We start from the raw sequence: 18,814 nt of genomic DNA, 5'->3' as shown, positions 1-18,814 counted from the left end.
AGATGATTAAAGCAACCGTATTAAAAGATTCCACGGATTCAGGCAATGTCATCTACAGAGGGATCGTGATGGAGGGACATGCTGAGTATGCAGAGGAGGGTGAGGATATCATCTGCGCTGCAGTATCTGCATTAGCTCTGAACTTTTTCAACTCAGTGGAGACATTTACGGAAGATGAATTTGAAGGCGGGGCAGGACAGGAGAACATGCAGTTTGAGTTCCGCTTCACTTCAGAGATAAGTCCTGAATCAAAGCTCCTTATGAATTCTCTTATTCTGGGTCTTCGGAATATTGAGAAGGATTATGGGAAATCATATATTAATGTTAAGTATAAGGAGGTGTAAGACATGTTAAAGATGAACCTTCAGTTATTCGCTCATAAGAAAGGTGTTGGTTCTACCAAGAACGGTAGAGACTCTGAGGCCAAGAGACTTGGTGCCAAGAGGGCTGACGGACAGTTCGTGCTGGCTGGCAACATTCTGTACAGACAGCGCGGAACCCACATTCATCCTGGCAACAACGTAGGCAAGGGTGGCGATGATACCTTATTTGCTTTAGTAGACGGAGTTGTTAAGTTTGAAAGAAAGGGAAGAGACAGAAAGCAGGTTTCTGTTTACCCAAGGGCAATCAACGAATAATTTCGAAGGGCTCCATACTTAGCGTATGGAGTCCTTTTTTCTTCAACTGCGTTTTTGTTGAAGAACCACACCACAGGAGGTGCTATGTATGTTTGCCGATAGTGCAAAAGTATTTATTAAATCCGGCAAGGGCGGTGACGGCCATGTGTCGTTCAGGCGGGAGCTTTACGTCCCCAACGGTGGTCCTGACGGAGGTGACGGAGGCCGGGGCGGCGATGTCATTTTTCAGGTTGACAAAGGAAAGAATACCCTGGTGGATTTCCGCCATATTCGCAAGTATGTTGCAAGGGATGGCGAGGAGGGCGGCAAAAAGCGCTGTCACGGCGCGGATGCCGATGATTTGATCGTCAAGGTGCCTGAGGGGACCGTGATCAAGGATTTTGAATCCGGCAAGGTGATTGCGGATATGTCGGGTGACCATCAGCGTGAAGTGATCCTCAGAGGCGGCAAGGGCGGCCTTGGCAATATGCATTTTGCAACATCGACCATGCAGGTGCCCAAGTATGCACAGCCCGGACAGCCGGGAGCAGAGCTGTGGGTACAGCTGGAACTTAAAGTGATCGCGGATGTGGGACTGGTAGGATTTCCTAATGTTGGAAAGTCCACCCTGCTGTCCGTTGTCAGCAATGCAAAACCGGAAATTGCCAATTACCATTTTACCACATTAAATCCCCATTTGGGCGTGGTGGACCTGGGAGATGGGGCTGGCTTTGTTATGGCCGATATCCCGGGACTGATAGAGGGAGCTTCCGAGGGCGTGGGCCTGGGACATTCCTTTCTCAGGCACATTGAACGCACCAAGGTACTGGTCCATGTGGTGGACGGTGCATCCGTGGAGGGCCGTGATCCGCTGGAGGATATCCGTACTATCAACCGGGAACTGGAAGCGTATAATCCGGACCTGTTAAAGCGCCCCCAGGTGATTGCGGCCAACAAAATGGACGCATTTTACACGGAGGAGGAGGCAAGTGAACTTTTGGATAAACTGCGGGCAGAGTTTGAACCCCAGGGCATCCGGGTGTTTGCCATCTCGGCTGTGAGCAGACAGGGCGTGAAAGAACTGCTCTATTATATCAATGATCTGTTAAAGACCGTGGATGATGCGCCTGTCATATTTGAAAAGGAATTCGAGGTTGGGTATGAGGGCGACCGGAACCTGCCGTATACTGTTTCCAAGGCAGAAGACGGAGTCTACGTGGTAGAGGGCCCCAGGATCGAGAAAATGCTGGGATACACCAATCTGGATTCTGAAAAAGGCTTTGATTTCTTCCAGAAGTTCCTTAAGAGTACCGGGATCCTCAACGACCTGGAAAAAGCTGGCATTGAAGAAGGGGATACGGTCCGTATGTGCGGGCTGGAGTTTGATTACTATAAGTAAAAGGAGATAATATGACAAGTAAGCAGAGAGCATATCTCAAGGGATTGGCCATGAACATTGTTCCTGTATTCCAGATTGGGAAATCCAGCCTTACGCCTGAGATCACCCAGGCCGTGGATGAGGCCCTGGAAGCCAGAGAACTGATCAAGATCACTGTGCTGAAAAACTGCCTGGATGACGGCCGCTCCATTGCGGAGGTTTTGGCAGAGCGCACCCATTCCCAGGTGGTGCAGGTGATCGGAAGAAAGATCGTTCTTTACCGGCCGGCAAAGGACGAGACAAAGAGAAAAATCGTACTGCCTGAAAAATAAGGGAGAGGATTTCTATGGCAAGGATAGGAATTCTGGGCGGAACATTTGACCCCATCCACAATGGCCATCTGCGGCTGGGAAAGCGGGCATATGAGGAATTTGAGCTGGAGAGCATATGGTTCATGCCATCCGGAGTGCCGCCCCATAAAAAAGACCACAAGATCACAGAGGGTAAGATGCGCAGGGATATGGTAAAACTGGCAATTGCAGATACCCCCTGTTTTCTGTATTCTGATTTTGAATTAAAGCGCAAAGGCGATACCTATACGGCGCAGACACTGAGCCTTTTGCACAGGGAGCGTCCGGAGGATGAATTCTATTTTATCATAGGAGCAGATTCCCTGTATGAGATTGAACATTGGTACCATCCCGAGGCGGTGATGGGGCAGGCCGTGCTCCTGGTGGCAGGCAGGGCTTACAGACATCCCCACAGGAATATGGAGGAACAGATTGCCCGTTTGTCCCTTAGGTACGGCGCCAGGATCTATCCCATCCACTGTCCTGAGATGGACATATCATCAGAGGGGATCAGGAAGGCAGTGGCGGAAGGGCGGCCAATACGGGACGCAGTCCCGGAACCGGTGGAAGAATATATCAGGGTCCACGGCCTGTATAGGGAAAATGCAGCCGGAGGCTATGACGGTGGGAAAAAGACATGTTAGGAGGATGAGCATATGGAAAATCAATGCAGTCAAATCATGATACTGAGAAAAAAACTCAGTTCAAAGCTGGCTCCCATGCGTTACGAGCATTCCCTCAGTGTTTCCTTTACCTGTATGAACCTGGCCATGCGCTACGGATATGACCTGGATAAGGCTGAACTGGCCGGGCTGATGCACGATTGCGGAAAACGCTATTCGGATGACATTATCCTGAAGAAATGCATCAAGCATGGCATTGAGGTTACGGAAGCGGAGTTGAATGCCCTGCCAGTGCTCCATGCAAAATACGGGGCGTGGCTGGCAGAGCACAAGTACCAGATTACGGACAGGGAGATCCTGGATGCCATTGGATGCCATACAACGGGAAAACCGGACATGACGGTTCTGGATAAAATTCTCTATATTGCGGATTACATTGAGCCCAGACGCTTTAAGGCTGAGAATCTGCCGTTGATCCGCAGGCTGGCATATGAGAACCTTGATGAAACCATGTATGCCATATTATCGGGAACCCTGGAATATCTTGATAAAAAAGGCGGAAGTATTGACCCTATGACAGTTGAAGCATATGAATATTTTAAGGAGATGAAAGGAGACAGCAATGAACTCAAAGGAAATGGTTAAGCTGGCTTACAATGCCCTCAGTGATAAAAAGGGCGAGGACATTAAGATCATCGATATCCAGTCCGTGTCTGTTCTGGCCGACTACTTTATCATTGCCCATGGAAGCAACCCCAATCAGGTTCAGGCCATGGCTGACAATGTGGAGGAAGTCCTGGGCAGGGAGGGCTGCGAGTGCAAGCAGATCGAGGGATATCAGAACGCCAATTGGATCCTTATGGATTATAAGGATGTGATCGTCCATATATTCTGCAAGGAAGACAGGCTGTTCTATGATCTGGAGCGGATCTGGAGGGACGGAAAGACCTTCGTGGATATAGACGAGTTATAATATGCTAAAACGTGCGGTCACCGGGATAAGACATGTATTCCGGTGACCGCACGTTTTATATTATAGGTTTGACTTTGCATGTTCTGCGGACTACATCATACGGATCAGGCCGATCACCTTGCCAAGAATCTCCACGTGGTCCGTTATGATGGGATCCATGGCATCATTCTCGGGCTGCAGGCGGTAATGGCCCTTTTCCTTATAGAAACGCTTCACGGTGGCGGAGTCATCTACCAGGGCCACAACAATCTCGCCGTTGTCAGCAGTAGGGCGCTGCTCCACGATCAGCTGGTCGCCGGGCAGGATTCCGGCGCCTATCATACTTTCTCCCTTTACCTTCAGCATAAAGGTCTCTGCGTTGGGAAGCGCCTCGGCTGGAAATGGGAAGTAATCCTCGATCCGTTCCTCTGCCAGGATGGGCTCTCCTGCAGCAACCGTACCGATCAGGGGAATGTTCACCATCTCCCTGCGATTAAAGTTAAAGGTGTCATCCAGGATCTCGATTGCCCTGGGCTTAGTGGGGTCGCGGTGGATATAGCCTTTATCCTCCAGGACCGACAGATGGGAGTGGACAGAGGAAGTGGACTTTAAATGAACCGCCTCACATATCTCACGCACAGCCGGGGGATACCCCTTCTTAAGTATAGTGTCTTTTATGTATTCTAATATCTCCTGCTGTTTAGAAGTAATTTTATCCTGAGCCATATTCAACCTCCTGCATTTTCTAAATCTATAGTAACATATGTTCGGTAAAAATGCAAACCTTTGTTCGGTTTTTTCGGCTAAAACCATTGACAAACGTGTGTTCGGGTGCTATATTATATATATACAAAAGAACACACGTTCTGGAGTGCGCATGAAGGAACCGACTTAGGGAGGTTGCATATGAGAAAGTTAATAGTTACCTGTTTTGCAGTGCTGTTGTTAGTCACCATGTTTATGGGGCGTGCTATGTTCACCTCCATGGCGAAAGAGGAGACTACGGCTGCGCCGTATTATAAGAGTATCCAGATCCGGGAAGGGGACAGCCTGTGGAAGATAGCTGACCAGTATAAAGAGGGAAGTTCCATGAGCACTCATGAATATGTGGACCGTTTGATCCAGATGAACAATCTGAAGAAGGACACGATCCATGCAGGACAGTATCTTACAGTGGTATATTTTGAATAGTTCCTTATATATAATATAGTGTCAAGCACATCTCAGATACCTGTGAGGCGCAGGCCATGCCTAGCGTGTTATAATGCATCAGCGCATCTTAAGGAATCAGACGGAGGCTTTGTCATGGAACTGAGATTCCTGCCATGACCAGGTTTCTGCCGTGACCAGATTCCCTCTATGATAAATTTATTACTGCTCACCGTCTAAAGAAGCGGGAATTTTGCCTGAGGGAAAGATGAATCCGTTAACATCCCCTGGAGACAGCCTTAGCGGCATGTCTTCAGGGGTTTTCTGCATTTTTTTGCCGCATGTATTCTTGCATATAATTTCCTGAATTTTTTTGTATAAATACTTGCAAATTTTTAGGTCTATGTAAAATCCGTGTAAAGAAACCAAAGGTGGTCAATAAAAATATAAACAAAAATCAATATTGTTTTTAGTGTATATTGTATATATTTTAGTTTCATAACTTTTATATTATCAATTTATAAATAATATGTATTTGAAATTATAAAACACAGTGACTATAATTAGGCAAAGCAAAAGAAGAGAAAGGGGGGTTGGAAGATATGGATGGTTTAGTGGAATCGCTGATGGACGAACTGAACTGCAATGTGGTGTTTACCATACCGCTGTTTGGAGGGATCGATGTGCTGGAATCAGTTGTGGTCACCTGGATCATCATGGCAGTGATGATGGCAGGTTCCCTGCTTCTTGTCCATGGCCTTAAGGTAAGGCAGATCAACAACAAGCAGGCCGCGCTGGAAAGTGGCCTTTCTTTTATCTATGACTTCTTTGAGGGTCTTTTGGGTAAGGATGGCCGGGATTATATTCCCTACCTGATCACCGTGGTGCTTTACATTGGGATTGCCAACATGATCGGCCTTTTTGGATTCAAGTCGCCCACCAAGGATCTGAATGTGACGGTATCCCTGGCCGTTATGAGCATTGTGCTGGTGGAAGCTGCCGGAATCAGGAAAAAGGGAGTAAAGGGCTGGGTCAAGAGTTTTGCGGAGCCCATTGCCATTATAGCGCCCATTAACGTGCTGGAACTGTTTATCAGGCCGCTTTCGCTGTGTATGCGATTGTTCGGCAATGTTCTGGGCGCCATTGTGGTCATGGCATTGATCAAGCATCTCCTTCCGTTGATCGTGCCGCTGCCGTTCAGTTTTTACTTTGATATATTTGACGGAGTGATCCAGGCCTATGTGTTTGTGTTCCTCACGTCACTATATATAAAAGAGGCAATCGAAGATTAACCATTAACAGTATATGAGAAAATTTAAGAGAAAAAGGAGAATCATATTATGACAGGATTAATTGCTTTAGGTGCAGGTGTTGCAGTAGTTACAGGTGTTGGTGCGGGAATTGGAATTGGTCTGGCTACCTCCAAGGCAGTGGATGCCATCGCAAGGCAGCCCGAGGCAGACGGTAAGATCACAAAGGCCCTGCTGCTGGGATGTGCCCTTGCCGAGGCAACCGCTATTTATGGATTTGTGATCGGTCTTTTGATTATTCTGTTCTTAAAATAAAAACAAGCAGGAAGGCGTTTGAATATGTTAAATATAAACATTTGGAATATAGCCTTTACGGTCATTAACCTTCTGGTGCTCTACATATTCATGAAGCATTTCCTTATTGGCCCGGTACGTAAGATACTGGATGAAAGGAAGCAGATGATTGAACGTGATCTGGACGATGCAAAGAATACCAGAACAGAGGCGGAACAGATGAAAGCCAGCTATGAGGTTTCCATGGGCAAGGCCGAGGAGGAGGCATCGCGGATCATTGAGAGCGCCAAGTCCAGAGCAGGGGATGAATACAACCGTATCATTGCCCAGGCCAGGGAAGACGCTGCAAAGAAGATGGAGGATGCTGATAAGACCATCGCCCTGGAAAGGGAGAAGGCCATGAATGACCTGAAGGTCTCCGTTGCCGGACTGGCCATGAGTGCTGCTGCAAAACTTTTAAGCGAGCAGAGCGGACCTGAGAATGACAGGAACCTTTACAACCGCTTTTTAGCAGAATCAGGTGATCGAAATGACTGAGACGGCCAGGAGATATGCGATTGTTTTGTATGAATTAGAAATACCGGGGCAAATGGTAAAAAACGCTGCGGATGTGATTAAGGAAAACCCTGAACTGAACAGGGTACTTACAAGTCCTGTGGTTCCCATGGGAAGTAAGCATGCCGTCATAGAAAAGGTATTCAGAGAACCGGAATATTCCGGTCTGATGGTGCGTTTCCTGAAAAAGGCTTGCGATGCGGGGTGCATCGGACAGATGGGGGATATTGCAGATGCATGGCAATCCTACTCCCTCAGGATGGAAGGCGTGATGGAGGCGGAACTCCACTATGTGACCATGCCGGGTGCGGCCCAGATTGCAGGAATGAAACAGTTTTTGTGCAGCAGATACCATAAAAAGGATATAGATCTCCGACTGGTAATGCAGCCTGACCTGGTGGGCGGATTTGTCCTGAAAGCCGGGGATACAGAATATGATTACAGCCTGAAGGGACAGCTGAACCAGCTGTGCCGGGCAGTAGTAAGATAGGAGTATTGATATGAGCACAATCAGTTCCCAGGAAATCATCTCCATTATCAAAAGTGAGATTGAGGATTATGATACCCATGCCGGCCAGGAACAGGAGACAGGTTCTGTTATCTGGATAGGCGATGGTATCGCAATTGTATACGGCATGGAACATGCCATGTACGGAGAGATTGTAATATTTGAAAACGGTGTCCGGGGAATGGTCCAGGATATCCGTAAGGATGAGATCGGTGTTATCCTGTTTGGCAAGGATACGGAGATATCCCAGGGTACAAAGGTGGTCCGCACAAAGAAGAGGGCCGGGGTGCCTGTGGGAAGCGGATTTTTAGGCCGGGTTGTGAACGCATTGGGAGATCCCATTGACGGACTTGGCCCTGTGAAGGAGGAGGATTACCGGCCGGTGGAAGAGGAAGCGCCGGGAATCGTGGACAGGAAGTCGGTAGGGGTTCCCATGGAGACGGGTATATTGGCCATTGACTCCATGTTTCCCATTGGCCGCGGACAGCGTGAGCTGATCATCGGCGACCGCCAGACCGGAAAGACCTCCATTGCTATAGATACCATACTGAACCAGAAGGGGAAGGATGTGATCTGTATCTATGTGGCGATCGGGCAAAAGGCATCCACGGTGGCAAAGCTGGTATCCACCCTTAAAAAGAGCGGCGCCATGGACTATACCATTGTAATGGCCTCCACGGCCAGCGAGGCAGCGCCCCTGCAGTACATAGCTCCCTATTCAGGAACAGCCATGGCGGAGTTCTTTATGTACCAGGGAAAGGATGTTCTGATCGTATATGATGATCTGTCTAAGCATGCGGTTGCATACCGCGCCCTGTCCCTGCTGCTGGAGCGCTCCCCGGGACGTGAAGCATATCCGGGGGATGTGTTTTACCTGCACTCACGCCTTCTGGAGCGTTCCAGCAGGCTGAGCGATGCAAAGGGAGGCGGATCCATCACGGCACTGCCCATTATTGAGACGCAGGCAGGGGACGTGTCCGCATACATTCCCACCAATGTCATTTCCATTACAGACGGACAGATTTTCCTGGAAAGTGATCTGTTCTTTTCAGGAATGAGACCGGCTGTGAATGTCGGCCTTTCCGTATCACGCGTGGGCGGTGCTGCCCAGACAAAGGCCATGAAAAAGGCGTCCGGAAGCATAAGGATCGATCTGGCCCAATACCGCGAGATGGAAGTATTTACCCAGTTCAGCTCAGACCTGGATGAATCCACAAAAGAGCAGCTGGCTTACGGCAAGCGTCTGATGGAACTTCTCAAACAGCCTTTGGGAAGGCCTCTCAGCCTGCATGAGCAGGTCATTACCCTCTGTACAGCCACCCACAAGGTAATGCTTAGCGTGGATGTGGATAAGATTAAGGAATTTCAGATGAACATGCTGGCCTGGTTTGATGAAAAGCATCCGGAGATCGGTAAAGAGATCGATGAAGCCGGGAATCTCACCGAAGAGCTGGTACAGAAGATTCTGGACAGCGCCAACCAGTACAAGGCATCCATCTGACAGGGAAGAAGGAGATAGTATGGCAAATGCAAGAGAAATCCTGGGCCGTATGAAAAGCGTCCAGGATACCAGGAAGATAACCAATGCCATGTACCTGATCTCCTCCACAAAGCTTAAGAAAAGCAAAAAACTGCTGGAGGAGACAGAGCCTTACTTCTATACATTACAGGATTTGATACGCCGTATCCTGCGCCATATGCCGGAAGTGGAGCATTTTTACTTCAATCCCAGGAAAGAGATCAAGGAACAGGACAGGATGAAGGGCCTGATCGTTATCACGGGCGACAAGGGCCTGGCAGGCGCTTACAACCATAATGTGCTGAAGATGGCTCATGAGTGGATGAACCAGGGAAGCAACCACCGCCTCTATGTGGTGGGAGAGCTGGGACGTCATTATTTCAGCGCAAAGCATGTTCCTGTGGAGGAGCAGTTCCATTATACGGTGCAGAATCCTACCATGCACAGGGCGCGGATGATCGCGTCCACGGTGCTGGATGATTATGAGGAAGGCAGATTGGATGAGGTGTGGATCCTCTACACCCAGATGATCAACAGCATGAAGATGGAGGCCCAGATCGTACAGCTGCTTCCCCTTAAACGGGAGGATTTCAGCAACATTGTGATCCCGGCCGACATCATACAGGAGGAGATACAGATGGTTCCCTCCCCCAGTGCTGTCATGGACAATGTGGTACCCAACTATGTGACAGGATTTGTGTTCGGCGCCCTGGTAGAGTCCTTTTGCAGTGAGCAGAATGCCAGAATGATGGCAATGCAGTCGGCAAGCGACAATGCCAATGAGATTTTGAGCGAACTGTCCATTGAATATAACCGTGTAAGGCAGGCTGCCATTACCCAGGAGATAACTGAGGTGATCAGCGGTGCCAAGGCACAGAAAAAGAAACATACTACGTAATTTAGAAGGAGGCAGCCATGAGCAAGGGAAAGATCATACAGGTTATGGGACCTGTGGTTGACGTGGCGTTTGAAGATGAGCACCTTCCCCATATCAAGGATGCCCTGGCAGTAGATAACCAGGGAAAGCGGTGTGTCATGGAGGTGGCACAGCATATTGGCGGCAATGTGGTCCGCTGTATCATGCTGGCTTCCAGTGACGGGCTGTGCAAGGATATGGAGGTAGAGCCCACGGGATCCGGTATCCAGGTGCCCGTAGGCAAGAAAACCCTGGGACGGCTATTTAATGTCCTTGGGGAGACGATTGACGGCGGAGAGAGCCTGGATCATGAAGATAAATGGGTGATCCACAGGGACCCGCCCTCCTTTGAGGACCAGAGCCCGGTGGTGGAGATGCTGGAGACAGGCATCAAGGTAATTGATTTGCTGGCTCCCTATGCAAAGGGCGGAAAGATCGGCCTGTTCGGCGGAGCCGGCGTGGGCAAGACCGTACTGATCCAGGAACTGATCACCAATATTGCCACTGAGCACGGCGGATATTCCATATTCACCGGCGTGGGTGAGCGTTCCCGTGAGGGAAATGACCTTTGGACAGAGATGGGCGAGTCCGGGGTTCTGGATAAGACGGCCCTGGTATTCGGACAGATGAATGAGCCGCCCGGGGCACGTATGCGCGTGGCTGAGACAGGGCTTACCATGGCTGAGTATTTCAGGGACGTGGAGCACCAGAACGTACTTTTGTTCATTGATAATATATTCCGTTTTGTGCAGGCCGGTTCTGAGGTATCCGCCCTGCTTGGGCGTATGCCTTCCGCGGTTGGCTACCAGCCCACCCTGGCAACAGAGGTAGGCGAGCTTCAGGAGAGGATCGCTTCCACAAAGAATGGTTCAGTTACCTCGGTACAGGCAGTCTATGTGCCGGCGGATGACCTGACGGATCCGGCTCCGGCCACCACCTTTGCCCATCTGGACGCCACCACGGTCCTTTCCAGAAAGATTGTGGAACAGGGGATTTACCCCGCAGTGGATCCGCTGGAATCCACCTCACGTATCCTGGAGGAGGATGTGGTGGGTAAAGAGCATTATGAGGTTGCAGGCAAGGTACAGCAGATGCTTCAGAAATATAAGGAGCTTCAGGACATCATTGCAATCCTTGGCATGGAGGAATTGTCGGAAGAGGATAAGCTGACTGTTAACCGGGCCAGGAAGATCCAAAGGTTCCTGTCACAGCCGTTCCATGTGGCGGAGAATTTTACAGGCGTGCCTGGAAAGTACGTTCCTGTGAAAGAGACGATCCGTGGTTTTAAGGCGATCATTGACGGAGAGATGGATCAGTATCCTGAGGCTGCATTCTTTAATGTGGGCACCATTGATGAGGTTGTAAAAAAAGCCGAAATCATGGAACACGGTGAAGGGTAAGCATATGGCTGATTCACGGAAAGGAGCCCGGATATGTCTACATTTTGGCTGAAGATAGTGGCCAGCGACCATATTTTTTATAATGGAAACTGTGAAACACTGGTCGTTCCCGCCCATGACGGAGAGTTTGGTATTCTTCCCCATCACGAAGCCATGATCCTGGCTACCCAGGAGGGCGAACTGCGGTTTAGGATACCCGGAGAGGGGCAGTGGAAGGAAGCGGTTGTGGGGCGTGGGATTGTCCAGGTGGTCAATAACCGTGTGACCATGATCGTGGACACGGCGGAACGCCCGGAGGATATTGACGCGGTCAGAGCCAAGGAAGCCCTGGAACGGGCGGAGGAGCAGATGCGCCAGAAGCAGAGCCTGAGGGAGTTCAGAATGTCCCAGGCATCCATGGCCAGGGCCTTGACAAGGCTTAAGGGAAGTCATCTGAAGGAATTATAATAAAATATGGTTTGGAACAAAAAGTTGGCTGTAGGGATTTCCTACAGCCATTTTGAGTTCTGGATCAGAAAATCACAGAAATCCCTGACAATGGGGTTCTCCTTGCCATGGGGAGAGCACATCAGGATGATCTGTCTGCGGCAGACCTGGTCTTTGATGGGAAGGAGCTTGACCGGCGATTGAGGGGCCAGAGGACCCCACTCCGCTGACAGGGGCCCCCAGGAATACTGGGGCCAGAAACCAATGCCCAGACCTGCCGCGATCAGATTGCGCACGGACTCGGTGGTGTCGCTTTCAAATATGATCTTAGGTGTAAAACTGGCTTCTGAAAAGTAGCTGTTGCAGATCTGGCGTATGGGGCGGGAACCGGCCAGGCATATGTAGCCTGCATTATTGGTATCAGCCAGGCAGATGGAGTCCTTGTCCCCATATGGGGAATGGGTGGGCACGGCCAGGTACAGGTCCTCCTCCAGCATGACCATGTAGTCGGAGTACTCATCGCTTTTAACATCGGAGCGGATGGCAGATACACAAAGGTCATAATCCGTGGTGGCGTCAGATTGGTTCAGCTGGAAATTTACATCCGGCCGCAGGGAACGATAGGCGATAATGCGGTTGGTGATCAAAGTGGACGCTGCAAGAAGCTTTAGGTGGATGGTATGGCTGGAACGGTACTGTCCGGCACGCAGCTCTCCCGGGATACGGTCCAGGGCGCTTATAAGGGGGATCAGACGCTTCTGGAGCAGACGTCCTGCTTCGTTCAACTCGATGCTCCTGCTTTTCCTCTCAAACAGAGGGATGCCAAGTTCCGCCTCCAACCTGTGGATGGCCTGTGAAAGGGCGGGCTGTGCTATCTGAAGATGCTCAGCAGCCTTTGTCATATGCTGGTATTCGGCTGCTGTCAAAAAATAACGCAATTGTAATAATTCCATAACTTACCTCTACTTATCTATCATTGGTCCGGAGTATGTTTGAAAATTGCTTTTTGCCGCATAGCGGATATGAATCCTCAAACAGACCCCAGGGTTCATTATATAACATTTCCCCGGAATTTGCATTCAGAATATAAAAAACTGTTATTTGCAGTTAGTTACAGTTGACGACAGTCGGGTCTGGTGTCAGCGGCCGGATATATGGTTAAAATACATGAGATAAAAACGAAGAGAAAAAAACACGCGAGAGTCTATCGCGCAAATATGATTGAATTTGATGGAAAAATGTCATAAGCAATGAATGAGAAAAAAACTCACAAAGATTCCGCGCAACAGCATCCCTGCCTTGAAGCCCAAAATCAGGTTCAGATCCCTGTAGTGAGAAACATTCCCAATTACCTATCTTGCAAATTCCTGATGCAGCTGATAGAATATAGAACAGAAGTTAGCTAGAACTAACCTTATATAACAGTTAGATAGCGCCTAAAACGAATTATCATCTGCCCCAGGAGGTGCCCTATATGAGCAAAGAAACCCTGCATCTGTTGATGACCATGAACCATGACAATCTGGAAACACAGATTGCCATGCAGTGTGCCCCGCTTCTCACCGGGATGAAGATATCCAATCTTCTCACTGTCGGCAGCAGGAAAAAGCAGGAAGTATTGAGAACCTTCAGAAGAACGTCCATCTCGTGCTATGTACTGTACGAATCCGGGGAAAAGACCACATTTCTCCTTTACAGGAAACAGAAGCTGGAGTCTTATCTTGACCAGCCGCAGATCAAGCAGCTGATGGAGCGGTTTGGATACGGCTGCCAGGATCCGGTTTCCATACTCAGGCTTGTGTCCCGGCGATATAAAGCCCATATGGAAGGGGGACGCGGCTTTCCTCATGAGATCGGCGTGCTGTTGGGATATCCCCCGGAGGATGTGATCGGATTTATTGAGAATAACGGAAAGAATTTCCTGTGCGTTGGATATTGGAAGGTATACTCCAATCTCAATGAGTGCAGGTCCATTTTCAGGCGGTATAATCATGCCAGGGAGCATGTGATCCATATGGTATCACACGGCATGGATATTGCGGATATTCTTGAGATTTATGGTTTAAAACAATATAAATCAATGACAATAGGAGGATGAAAACATGAATCAGATTATGGTAGTATATTGGTCCCAGACCGGCAACACGGAGGCAATGGCCAATGCAGTGGCGGAAGGTGTGAAGGAAGCCGGTAAGGAGTGTACGGTTGCGGAAGTCTCGTCCGTATCCGCGGATGTGCTGAAGGATGCGCCTGTATTTGCACTGGGTTGTCCGGCCATGGGGGCGGAAGTCCTTGAGGAGGATGAGATGGAGCCCTTTATGGAGGCTGTTGAGGCATTTGCGGGCGGGAAACAGATCGGTCTGTTTGGCTCTTATGGATGGGGAGACGGCCAGTGGATGCGTGACTGGGAGGAGCGCGTTCAGAATGCCGGGGCTGTTCTGGTAGGGGGCCAGGGTGTGATCGCCCAGGAGGTTCCGGATGAGGATGCCCTGAGTCAGTGCAGGGAACTGGGAAAATCATTGGCAGGACTGCTGGCATAGAATACATCGCCCTGTCCGGTCCGTCATAGGTGACGGGTTATGAAAACAATAGGGTAAGGGATAGGAACGATCCTCCGGGAAATAGAGACCGGGGGATCTTTCTGTTATAAAAGGTAAAAAAATTGCATTTTCCTTTTTAAAATGTTATGGTATAGGATAGAAATAAAGTTTCTGCTATGCAGCTTTTGTCTGTTGTGACAGCAGAAGAAAGAAGGGGAACGGACAAGGTGCTGGAAGAAAAATTGGAGTTGGGAAAGGAAGGGGAAAGGGAATACGGAGGCCGGGATACCGTTCTTATTGTAGATGATATAGAGGTGAACCGGATCATCCTCAGGGGGATTTTCGAGAAGGATTACAATCTGTTGGAGGCTGAAAATGGCGACCAGGCAATGCTTTTTTTAAAACAGTATCACAGGCAGATCGCCGCTGTGCTCCTGGATCTGGTCATGCCTCAAAAGGATGGGTTTCAGGTGCTGACAGAGATGAATGATCTGGATATGCTTGCTGAGTGTCCGGTCATTGTGATCACCTCCGAGGATTCGCCGGATAATACGGTTAAAGCCTTTGACCTTGGCGCTTCCGACATTGTGATGAAACCGTTTGAGCCGGTGGTGGTGAAACGCCGCGTACAAAACAGTATTGCCCTCTGCCAGAACCAGCAGAATCTTCAGGAACGGATCGATGAGCAGGCTGCCAGGCTTCTGGAGTCCAATGCGGTGATGATCGATGCCCTGTCCGCCATTATTGAGTACCGGAGCGTGGAGACAGGACAGCATATACAGCGGATCCGTATGTTTACAAAGGTGCTGCTGGAGGAGGTATCCAATCATTTTCCGGAAATAGGATTTGACAAAAGACAGATCGATATCATAGCCAGCGCTTCCTCCATGCATGATATTGGGAAGATCGCCATCCCGGATTCCATCCTTAACAAGCCGGGAAGGCTTACACAGGAAGAATTTGGAATCATGAAAACCCACACCACAAAAGGCTGTGAGATGCTGGAGAACCTGGACCGCATGGGGGATAAGGAGTATCTCCGGTATGCCTATAACATCTGCAGGTATCATCATGAAAGATGGGACGGAAAAGGATACCCGGATGGGCTTCACGGGGACAATATACCCATCTGTGCCCAGGTAGTGGGGATTTGTGACTGCTATGACGCACTGACCTCCGACCGCGTTTACAAAAAGGCTATCCCCCCGGCCCGGGCGATCAATATGATCCTGAACGGGGAATGCGGAGTATTTTCTCCCAGGCTGTTGGAGTGTTTTAAGAATGTCAAGGATACGTTTGCCGGATTATCCAATGAATATCAGGATGGGAAGACCATGAAGGTTTCAATGCTCACCGCAGACGAGGCGGTAAGCCGCTATGGTGAGAACCAGGAAAGCCAGCATACGGGTCAGCATAAATATCTGACATTGCTGAAGTATATTGATTCCACTGTGGTGGAAGTGGATTTTAACACAGGTTTCTTCCATGTTGTATATCTGGCAAGCCATGATTTCGATCTGCTAAAGTCCAGCAGCTGTTTTGAGGAAGCTTTTGGCAATTTTGCCCGGAACGCCATTCACCCGGATGACAGATCTGTTGCGATCAAGCTTCTGGGGGAATACCAGCATGATTTTATGGATAAGGGCTTTAACAAGAAAAGCCGGAGTTACAGGATCTATGACCGTGTATACCAGGTATACCGATGGTGCCGGGCCACCATGCTGCGGGTCAATACAGGCAATCCTTATCAGAAAAAAGCCCTGCTCATATGGAGCGAACTGGAGCCGGATGAAGGAGAACTGCCTGTTTCCAGTGCCATGGAGCTTCGGATGTTCAATGACGCTGCCCTCAGCCGCATGATAGGGAGTGTCCAGAGCTGTCTCAATGACAGGGAATTCACCCTTGTTAAGACCAATGGGGGCCTGAATGAATTTTTGGGGTACAGCGATGAGGAGATCAGGGAACGCTTTGATAATAAGTATCTTAGAATGATCTATGCCCCGGATCAGGGCAGGGTCGTGGAAGAGACGGCCAGGCAGCTTAGTGAAGGCAGATCAGCGGAGTTGGAATACCGTTTGGAGACAAAGGAAGGGGAGATCCTGTGGGTTCTGGAAAAATGCCAGGTGGTGACCGGATCCGACAACACGGAACATCTGGTGTGCGCACTGATGGAGATCACAGCCACCAAAAAGGCTCAGGAGGAGCTGCGTCTGTCCCTGGAGCGCCACAGGATCATCATGGAACAGGCGGAGGATATCCTCATCGAGTGGGATATTGGAAAGGATACCGTAAATTATTCATCTAATTTTGGAAAAAGTTAGGGTATGTGCCCATCCGGGAAGAATTCACCCGCAGGGTGCGTCTGATATCCCATATCTACCCGGCCGATCTACCGCTGTTCCTGGAAGATTTGGAGGAGTTAAAAAAAGGACTGCCCTATAAAGAGATGGAATTCAGGCTGTCAGATGGGGAGGGACGGTATAAATGGTTCCGGCTGAGGGCCTCCTCCCAGTTTGACGCCCTGGGCCAGGTCAGCCGTGTGATCGGCATGCTGGCTGATGTAGATGAGCAGAGAAGGACGGCAGAGGCCCTTCAGTACCAGGCGGAACGGGATGAACTGACCCGGCTTTATAACCGCCGCCAGGCCAGAAAACTAATCGATGCCATGCTGGAAAAGCCGCTTCACGGCAGTCTCAATGCGCTCCTGATCCTGGATGTGGATAATTTTAAACAGATCAATGACAACAGGGGCCATATGTTCGGGGACATGGTGCTGCGAAATGTTGCGGATGTGCTGAACCGGCAGTTTCGCGGGGAGGATATCCTGTCCAGGATCGGGGGAGATGAATTCCTGATCTTTATGACCTGTGTTCCGGATGTGGACACGGTCAGGAAACGCATGTCCATGGTCCTTGCATCCATTCAGGAAATGTTCACGCAAAGGGGGATCATATTCCACCCCACCTGCAGCATAGGCGCGGCATTCCATCCCAATGACGGACTGGATTTTACAACCCTGTTCCAACGGGCGGATCTGGCAATGTATGCTGCAAAGGATAAGGGAAAAAGCCGCTATCAGGTCTATGATCCCTCCATGGGGCGGGGAAGGTAACTGCATTTGACGGCAATGGCGTTTAGGGCTGATATCATTTCACCATGGTCGTGAAAGGGATAAGTTACATAATAGACCATATCGCCTGACACGGCAATACACTCCAGTCGCTGGCCGGTCCAGGCATAGTCCAGTCCCGGAATATCCTGGGCAATAAAGTCCGCGGGTAGTTTGGCAAAGGTGGCGTCCATCATCAGGGAATTCATCAGCGGTATTGCCATGCCGCCATATTTAAGATGGTAAACGTCCTGATACATCCACAATTCTTTGCCGTCAGCTTCAACCGTTTCAAATGTGTCCCAGTGTTCCGCGAGAAGTGACTGGTCATAAACCACCTGACTGCTTCTATTTGTCACAAAGCTTTGGTTCCTTTGACCTGTGACCCCCATGTCGGAGAGCAGGATATACGGACCATCCGACTGAGAGGGCATGTCATAGGTGAGGCGGCCGATTCTCTGGAATAATGCCAGGCCTCCCAGCATCACGGTACACAGGATCAACGTTCGGTCCGTGAACCGGAGAATGGGGTGAGCGGGAACGGATGGATGATCCGGTGAGATTCCCCTTTCCATGTACCGGCGCAGGCGGCCAATATGCCATATCCCCCGTATGTTACTGTACACGCTCCACAAAAGAAAGGACGCAAACCCGGCCGACAAAGCGGTTTCCTCCACCCAGATGCGGTAAAACTCCATGTGAAAATGCCCCTGCCCGACTACTGCGTAGGATACGTTCCATAAAAGGATCAGGAAGAAAACGCATATCAGCGGCTGGAGCAGTGCGCTGACATACTGTTTTCTAAGGGGTTTTAGTGTATCTGCCTGCTTCCGCTGCTGGGGATATAATGCAGTGACCCCGCGGCTTTTTGGAACACAAAAGATATGGATGCAGCCGTGGCCGGTCACATATTCCCATCCCTGTTCCTTAAATCCGGCTTTTCTTTTTTCCAGTTCTTTTGGGGACGCTGTATCGACCCTGTACAGCATGGCGCAGTTACTGTCAGGGGAAAAGCGGCTGAGGATCGCCCCGCGCTTTGTAAGCCGCCATCCCTTGGCCGCCATATCTGTATAGAATTGTTCAGTCTCACCAATCTCATAATCTTTGGGGTGAAATGCGTATTTTTTCTCCATGGTCCGGTCCTCCCCATCTGTTGTTATGATTCATTTATACCATATATGAAAAATATGTCAACTCAGAGCAGAATCCATATACTCATAAAGAAATC

Annotated in this window: 23 protein-coding genes; 20 read left to right on the top strand and 3 right to left on the bottom strand. The window is 49.6% G+C overall.

The features are described 5' to 3' along the window. Positions 1-2: 2 nt before the first annotated feature. From ABID13_RS07145 to rsfS, 7 genes are all read left to right on the top strand, one after another. The gene (locus ABID13_RS07145) at positions 3-344 is read left to right on the top strand and encodes a ribosomal-processing cysteine protease Prp (RefSeq protein ID WP_040416756.1); all 342 of its coding nucleotides are present in this window, start codon (positions 3-5) and stop codon (positions 342-344) included. 3 nt (positions 345-347) lie between these two features. Next, positions 348-638 (top strand): 50S ribosomal protein L27, encoded by a 291-nt coding sequence (gene rpmA / locus ABID13_RS07140; protein WP_007864521.1) that lies wholly within the window; start codon positions 348-350, stop codon positions 636-638. An 88-nt stretch (positions 639-726) separates the two neighbouring features. Continuing rightward, positions 727-2,016 (top strand): GTPase ObgE, encoded by a 1,290-nt coding sequence (obgE, locus tag ABID13_RS07135; protein ID WP_007864523.1) that lies wholly within the window; start codon positions 727-729, stop codon positions 2,014-2,016. A gap of 11 nt (positions 2,017-2,027) precedes the next feature. After that, positions 2,028-2,327: a ribosome assembly RNA-binding protein YhbY gene (gene yhbY / locus ABID13_RS07130; protein ID WP_007864524.1), complete on the top strand. Its 300-nt coding sequence runs from the start codon at positions 2,028-2,030 to the stop codon at positions 2,325-2,327. A gap of 14 nt (positions 2,328-2,341) precedes the next feature. Further along, positions 2,342-2,989: a nicotinate-nucleotide adenylyltransferase gene (gene nadD, locus ABID13_RS07125; protein WP_048930497.1), complete on the top strand. Its 648-nt coding sequence runs from the start codon at positions 2,342-2,344 to the stop codon at positions 2,987-2,989. Positions 2,990-3,001: 12 nt separating this feature from the next. Continuing rightward, entirely contained in the window at positions 3,002-3,613 is a 612-nt protein-coding gene (gene yqeK, locus ABID13_RS07120; protein ID WP_007864526.1) for a bis(5'-nucleosyl)-tetraphosphatase (symmetrical) YqeK, read from the top strand. After that, on the top strand, positions 3,591-3,941 hold the full coding sequence (gene rsfS, locus ABID13_RS07115) for a ribosome silencing factor (RefSeq protein ID WP_007864527.1): 351 nt from the start codon (positions 3,591-3,593) through the stop codon (positions 3,939-3,941). Before yqeK ends, rsfS begins: the two co-directional genes overlap by 23 nt. A 90-nt stretch (positions 3,942-4,031) precedes the next feature. Here rsfS and lexA read toward each other — a convergent pair whose 3' ends face one another. Continuing rightward, the gene (gene lexA, locus ABID13_RS07110) at positions 4,032-4,646 is read right to left on the bottom strand and encodes a transcriptional repressor LexA (protein WP_048930496.1); all 615 of its coding nucleotides are present in this window, start codon (positions 4,644-4,646) and stop codon (positions 4,032-4,034) included. Between the two features lie 180 nt (positions 4,647-4,826). Between lexA and yneA the strand changes: the two genes are divergently transcribed. The 9 genes from yneA to atpC all read left to right on the top strand — a co-directional run bounded on the left by yneA (position 4,827) and on the right by atpC (position 11,958). Next, positions 4,827-5,111, top strand: a complete 285-nt coding sequence (gene yneA, locus ABID13_RS07105; RefSeq protein ID WP_007864531.1) for a cell division suppressor protein YneA — start codon at positions 4,827-4,829, stop codon at positions 5,109-5,111. A gap of 560 nt (positions 5,112-5,671) precedes the next feature. Next, positions 5,672-6,361, top strand: coding sequence for a F0F1 ATP synthase subunit A (locus ABID13_RS07100; protein ID WP_045092159.1), 690 nt, complete (start codon positions 5,672-5,674; stop codon positions 6,359-6,361). A 48-nt stretch (positions 6,362-6,409) separates the two neighbouring features. Further along, the gene (gene atpE / locus ABID13_RS07095) at positions 6,410-6,634 is read left to right on the top strand and encodes an ATP synthase F0 subunit C (protein ID WP_007864555.1); all 225 of its coding nucleotides are present in this window, start codon (positions 6,410-6,412) and stop codon (positions 6,632-6,634) included. 24 nt (positions 6,635-6,658) lie between these two features. Continuing rightward, entirely contained in the window at positions 6,659-7,150 is a 492-nt protein-coding gene (gene atpF / locus ABID13_RS07090; protein WP_007864568.1) for a F0F1 ATP synthase subunit B, read from the top strand. Between the two features lie 25 nt (positions 7,151-7,175). Further along, the gene (gene atpH, locus ABID13_RS07085) at positions 7,176-7,658 is read left to right on the top strand and encodes an ATP synthase F1 subunit delta (protein WP_227161307.1); all 483 of its coding nucleotides are present in this window, start codon (positions 7,176-7,178) and stop codon (positions 7,656-7,658) included. 10 nt (positions 7,659-7,668) lie between these two features. Then, positions 7,669-9,177 carry a F0F1 ATP synthase subunit alpha gene (atpA, locus tag ABID13_RS07080; RefSeq protein ID WP_045092160.1) on the top strand — a complete coding sequence of 503 codons (1,509 nt, stop codon included), beginning with the start codon at positions 7,669-7,671 and terminating at the stop codon, positions 9,175-9,177. 19 nt (positions 9,178-9,196) lie between these two features. Then, entirely contained in the window at positions 9,197-10,093 is an 897-nt protein-coding gene (atpG, locus tag ABID13_RS07075) for an ATP synthase F1 subunit gamma (protein ID WP_007864578.1), read from the top strand. A gap of 17 nt (positions 10,094-10,110) precedes the next feature. After that, on the top strand, positions 10,111-11,511 hold the full coding sequence (atpD, locus tag ABID13_RS07070; protein WP_048930495.1) for a F0F1 ATP synthase subunit beta: 1,401 nt from the start codon (positions 10,111-10,113) through the stop codon (positions 11,509-11,511). A gap of 33 nt (positions 11,512-11,544) precedes the next feature. Further along, positions 11,545-11,958, top strand: coding sequence for an ATP synthase F1 subunit epsilon (gene atpC / locus ABID13_RS07065; RefSeq protein WP_007864583.1), 414 nt, complete (start codon positions 11,545-11,547; stop codon positions 11,956-11,958). A 41-nt stretch (positions 11,959-11,999) separates the two neighbouring features. On the opposite strand, the gene ABID13_RS07060 is transcribed toward atpC, so the two are convergent. Continuing rightward, entirely contained in the window at positions 12,000-12,890 is an 891-nt protein-coding gene (locus ABID13_RS07060) for a LysR family transcriptional regulator (protein WP_007864585.1), read from the bottom strand. Positions 12,891-13,411: 521 nt separating this feature from the next. Here ABID13_RS07060 and ABID13_RS07055 point away from each other — a divergent pair. From ABID13_RS07055 to ABID13_RS07040, 4 genes are all read left to right on the top strand, one after another. Further along, a complete protein-coding gene (locus tag ABID13_RS07055) occupies positions 13,412-14,035 on the top strand; it encodes a DUF3793 family protein (protein WP_007864587.1) in 624 nt (207 codons plus the stop codon). Positions 14,036-14,039: 4 nt separating this feature from the next. Then, positions 14,040-14,477, top strand: a complete 438-nt coding sequence (locus ABID13_RS07050; RefSeq protein WP_007864590.1) for a flavodoxin — start codon at positions 14,040-14,042, stop codon at positions 14,475-14,477. 227 nt (positions 14,478-14,704) lie between these two features. Beyond that, positions 14,705-16,798 (top strand): HD domain-containing phosphohydrolase, encoded by a 2,094-nt coding sequence (locus tag ABID13_RS07045; protein ID WP_242849277.1) that lies wholly within the window; start codon positions 14,705-14,707, stop codon positions 16,796-16,798. A gap of 5 nt (positions 16,799-16,803) precedes the next feature. Continuing rightward, positions 16,804-17,589, top strand: a complete 786-nt coding sequence (locus ABID13_RS07040) for a sensor domain-containing diguanylate cyclase (RefSeq protein WP_053095355.1) — start codon at positions 16,804-16,806, stop codon at positions 17,587-17,589. Here the strand turns inward: ABID13_RS07040 and ABID13_RS07035 are convergent. Then, entirely contained in the window at positions 17,559-18,719 is a 1,161-nt protein-coding gene (locus tag ABID13_RS07035; RefSeq protein WP_048930494.1) for a DUF2812 domain-containing protein, read from the bottom strand. The genes ABID13_RS07040 and ABID13_RS07035 overlap by 31 nt on opposite strands. Positions 18,720-18,814: the final 95 nt, after the last annotated feature.

The organism is Enterocloster citroniae, assembly GCF_040545455.1.
Classification (GTDB): domain Bacteria; phylum Bacillota; class Clostridia; order Lachnospirales; family Lachnospiraceae; genus Enterocloster; species Enterocloster citroniae.
This window is presented reverse-complemented; position numbering and strand designations above follow the sequence as displayed.

Excerpts from the sequence above, each read along its gene's own strand:
- ABID13_RS07145 (WP_040416756.1), top strand. The coding sequence starts at position 3 with ATGATTAAAGCAACCGTATTAAAAGATTCCACGGATTCAGGCAATGTC.
- rpmA (WP_007864521.1), top strand. The coding sequence starts at position 348 with ATGTTAAAGATGAACCTTCAGTTATTCGCTCATAAGAAAGGTGTTGGT.
- obgE (WP_007864523.1), top strand. The coding sequence starts at position 727 with ATGTTTGCCGATAGTGCAAAAGTATTTATTAAATCCGGCAAGGGCGGT.
- yhbY (WP_007864524.1), top strand. The coding sequence starts at position 2,028 with ATGACAAGTAAGCAGAGAGCATATCTCAAGGGATTGGCCATGAACATT.
- nadD (WP_048930497.1), top strand. The coding sequence starts at position 2,342 with ATGGCAAGGATAGGAATTCTGGGCGGAACATTTGACCCCATCCACAAT.
- yqeK (WP_007864526.1), top strand. The coding sequence starts at position 3,002 with ATGGAAAATCAATGCAGTCAAATCATGATACTGAGAAAAAAACTCAGT.
- rsfS (WP_007864527.1), top strand. The coding sequence starts at position 3,591 with ATGAACTCAAAGGAAATGGTTAAGCTGGCTTACAATGCCCTCAGTGAT.
- lexA (WP_048930496.1), bottom strand. The coding sequence starts at position 4,646 with ATGGCTCAGGATAAAATTACTTCTAAACAGCAGGAGATATTAGAATAC.
- yneA (WP_007864531.1), top strand. The coding sequence starts at position 4,827 with ATGAGAAAGTTAATAGTTACCTGTTTTGCAGTGCTGTTGTTAGTCACC.
- ABID13_RS07100 (WP_045092159.1), top strand. The coding sequence starts at position 5,672 with ATGGATGGTTTAGTGGAATCGCTGATGGACGAACTGAACTGCAATGTG.
- atpE (WP_007864555.1), top strand. The coding sequence starts at position 6,410 with ATGACAGGATTAATTGCTTTAGGTGCAGGTGTTGCAGTAGTTACAGGT.
- atpF (WP_007864568.1), top strand. The coding sequence starts at position 6,659 with ATGTTAAATATAAACATTTGGAATATAGCCTTTACGGTCATTAACCTT.
- atpA (WP_045092160.1), top strand. The coding sequence starts at position 7,669 with ATGAGCACAATCAGTTCCCAGGAAATCATCTCCATTATCAAAAGTGAG.
- atpG (WP_007864578.1), top strand. The coding sequence starts at position 9,197 with ATGGCAAATGCAAGAGAAATCCTGGGCCGTATGAAAAGCGTCCAGGAT.
- atpD (WP_048930495.1), top strand. The coding sequence starts at position 10,111 with ATGAGCAAGGGAAAGATCATACAGGTTATGGGACCTGTGGTTGACGTG.
- atpC (WP_007864583.1), top strand. The coding sequence starts at position 11,545 with ATGTCTACATTTTGGCTGAAGATAGTGGCCAGCGACCATATTTTTTAT.
- ABID13_RS07060 (WP_007864585.1), bottom strand. The coding sequence starts at position 12,890 with ATGGAATTATTACAATTGCGTTATTTTTTGACAGCAGCCGAATACCAG.
- ABID13_RS07055 (WP_007864587.1), top strand. The coding sequence starts at position 13,412 with ATGAGCAAAGAAACCCTGCATCTGTTGATGACCATGAACCATGACAAT.
- ABID13_RS07050 (WP_007864590.1), top strand. The coding sequence starts at position 14,040 with ATGAATCAGATTATGGTAGTATATTGGTCCCAGACCGGCAACACGGAG.
- ABID13_RS07035 (WP_048930494.1), bottom strand. The coding sequence starts at position 18,719 with ATGGAGAAAAAATACGCATTTCACCCCAAAGATTATGAGATTGGTGAG.